The organism is Mangrovicoccus sp. HB161399 (assembly GCF_013184745.1).
In the GTDB taxonomy this organism is placed as follows: domain Bacteria; phylum Pseudomonadota; class Alphaproteobacteria; order Rhodobacterales; family Rhodobacteraceae; genus Mangrovicoccus.
The window spans coordinates 1-3,104 of the sequence record NZ_JAATVU010000177.1; the positions used below are offsets into that span (position 1 = coordinate 1).

General features: G+C 66.7%; 2 protein-coding genes. Both read left to right on the forward strand.

Features of this window, described 5'->3' with window-relative positions; translation table 11 throughout:
• Window positions 1-38 precede the first annotated feature (38 nt).
• Window positions 39-1,598 (forward strand): Re/Si-specific NAD(P)(+) transhydrogenase subunit alpha, encoded by a 1,560-nt coding sequence (locus HCC78_RS31890; RefSeq protein WP_371743970.1) that lies wholly within the window; start codon window positions 39-41, stop codon window positions 1,596-1,598.
• A 15-nt stretch (window positions 1,599-1,613) separates the two neighbouring features.
• Window positions 1,614-3,047 carry an NAD(P)(+) transhydrogenase (Re/Si-specific) subunit beta gene (locus HCC78_RS31895; protein ID WP_172332720.1) on the forward strand — a complete coding sequence of 478 codons (1,434 nt, stop codon included), beginning with the start codon at window positions 1,614-1,616 and terminating at the stop codon, window positions 3,045-3,047.
• The last annotated feature ends 57 nt before the right edge of the window (window positions 3,048-3,104 follow it).

The window sequence follows — 3,104 nt, forward strand, 5'->3', positions numbered from 1 at the left end:
CAGTGAAACGCGGGAGAGACGTATTGAGACTAGGATTTGTGGTTGAGTTGGGGGTTGGGGAGCGGCGTGTTGCGCTTGTTCCCGCGACCGTCGCGCAGCATGCGAAGCTGGGGCATTCCTGTGTCGTGGAAACCGGCGCGGGGGAGAAGGCCGGGTTTTCCGATGCCGCCTACGAAGAGGCCGGTGCCGAGATCGCGGCGGATGCGGCGGCCGTCTTCAAGGCCGCGGATGTCATCGCCAAGGTGCAGCCGCCGACCGATGCGGAAATCGCGATGCTGGAGCCGCGGCACACGCTGATCTCTTTCTTCTGGCCCGCGCAGAACACCGAGCTGCTGGAAAAGGCGAAGGCGACCGGCGCCACGGTCGTCGCCATGGACATGGTGCCGCGGATCAGCCGCGCGCAGAAGATGGACGCGCTGAGCTCGATGGCGAACATCGCGGGCTACCGCGCGGTGATCGAGGCGGGTGCCAATTTCGGCCGGTTCTTCACCGGGCAGGTGACGGCGGCGGGCAAGGTGCCGCCGGCCAAGGTGCTGATCGTCGGCGCGGGCGTCGCGGGGCTTGCGGCGATCGGCACGGCCACGTCCCTGGGCGCGATCACGCTGGCCTTCGACGTGCGCCCCGAGGTGGCCGAGCAGATCGAGTCGATGGGCGCGGAATTCGTCTATCTCGACTTCGAGGAGGCGCAGACCGACGGCGCGGCGACGGGCGGCTATGCGGCGCCGTCCTCCCCGGAATTCCGCGAGGCGCAGCTGAAGAAGTTCCGCGAGCTGGCGCCCGATGTCGACATCGTCATCACCACCGCGCTGATCCCCGGGCGGCCCGCGCCCGTTCTGTGGACCGCCGACATGGTGGAGATGATGAAGCCCGGCTCGGTCATCGTCGACCTCGCCGCCGAACGCGGCGGCAACTGCGAGCTGACCGTCAAGGACGAGCGCATCGTCAGCGACAACGGCGTCGTCGTGGTGGGCTACACCGACTTCCCCAGCCGGATGGCGGCGCAGAGCTCGACGCTCTACGCGACCAACATCCGCCACATGATGACGGATCTGACGCCGGAGAAGGACGGCGTCGTCGTCCACGACATGGAAGACGACGTGATCCGGGGGGCCACGGTCGCGCGGGAGGGCGAGATCACCTTCCCGCCGCCGCCGCCGAAAGTCGCCGCGATCGCCGCGCAGAAGCCGAAGGAGAAGCCGAAGGAGCTGACCCCGGAGGAGAAGCGCGCGGCCGAAACCGCGGCCTTCAAGGCGCAGACGAAGACCCAGGTGACGCTGCTTGCCGCGCTCGCGGTGCTGATCCTCGGGCTCGGGCTGATCGCGCCGGCCTCGTTCATGCAGCATTTCATCGTCTTCGTGCTTGCGGTCTTCGTCGGCTTCCAGGTGATCTGGAACGTCGCGCACAGCCTGCACACGCCGCTGATGGCGGTGACGAACGCGATCTCCTCGATCATCATCCTCGGCGCGCTGGTGCAGATCGGATCCTCGGGCTTCCTGGTGGTCCTGCTGGCGGCGCTGTCGGTCTTCATGGCCGGGATCAACATCTTCGGCGGCTTCATGGTGACGCGCCGGATGCTCGCCATGTTCCAGAAATCGTGACCGGAGGCAGGTGACATGGAATTCGGATTCACGACGGCGGCCTATGTGGTCGCGGCGGTTCTCTTCATCCTCTCGCTCGGCGGGCTTTCGGGCCAGGAAAGCGCCAAGCGCGCGGTCTGGTACGGCATCGCGGGCATGGCGCTGGCGGTTCTCGCGACGCTGATCGGCCCGGGGCACGGGCTGTGGTGGCTCTCGCTCGTGCTGATCGCGGCGGGCGGCGCGATCGGCATGGTGGTCGCCAAGCGCGTGCAGATGACCGAGATGCCGCAGCTGGTCGCGGCGATGCATTCGCTGGTCGGCCTGGCGGCGGTCTTCGTCGGCTACAACGCGCATTTCACCATCGGCATCGCCGAGGGCATGCACGAGGCGGTGGGCGCCGTTTCCGGCGTCTTCGCCGAGCTGGTGGCGCACAAGACCCCGGTGGAGATCGGCATCCTGAAGGTCGAGCTGTTCCTCGGCGTGTTCATCGGCGCGGTGACCTTCACCGGCTCGGTGATCGCCTTCGGAAAGCTCGCCGGGAAAGTCGACGGCAAGGCGAAGAAGCTGCCCGGCGGGCACATGCTGAACGCCGGCGCCGCGGCCGTCTCGCTGCTGTGCCTGTTCTGGTACATGGGCACGGGCGGGCTGGTGCCGCTGGTCCTGATGACGCTCTGCGCGCTGTTCATCGGCTACCACCTGATCATGGGGATCGGCGGGGCGGACATGCCGGTGGTGGTGTCGATGCTCAACTCCTATTCGGGGTGGGCCGCGGCTGCGATCGGCTTCTCTCTGTCGAACGACCTCCTGATCGTGGTCGGCGCGCTGGTGGGCTCCTCGGGCGCGATCCTGAGCTACATCATGTGCAAGGCGATGAACCGGTCGTTCATTTCGGTGATTCTGGGCGGCTTCGGCGGCACGGCGGGCCCGGCGATGGAGGTCGAGGGCGAGCAGATCGCGATCGATGCCGACGGCGTGGCAAGCGCGCTGGAGGATGCCGACGAGGTGATCATCGTTCCGGGCTACGGCATGGCGGTTGCCCAGGCGCAGCAGAACGTGAGCGAGCTGACCAAGCGCCTGCGCGCAAAGGGCAAGAACGTGCGGTTTGCGATCCATCCGGTTGCCGGCCGCCTCCCCGGCCACATGAACGTGCTTCTGGCCGAGGCGAAGGTGCCCTACGACATCGTGCTTGAAATGGAGGAAATCAATGAAGATTTCCCTGACACGGACGTGGTGATCGTGATCGGCTCGAACGACATCGTGAACCCTGCGGCGCAGGAGGATCCGAATTCGCCGATCGCGGGGATGCCGGTCCTGGAAGTGTGGCGGGCCAAGCAGGTCTTCGTCTCGAAGCGCGGCCAGGGCACGGGCTATTCGGGCATCGAGAACCCGCTGTTCTACAAGGACAACACCCGCATGTTCTACGGCGACGCCAAGAAGTCCCTCGACGAGCTGCTCACGAAAATCGCCTGAGAAAGGCAGCCATAGCCACCACCGAGGGCCCCGCCAGAAGCGGGGCCCTCGACGTTG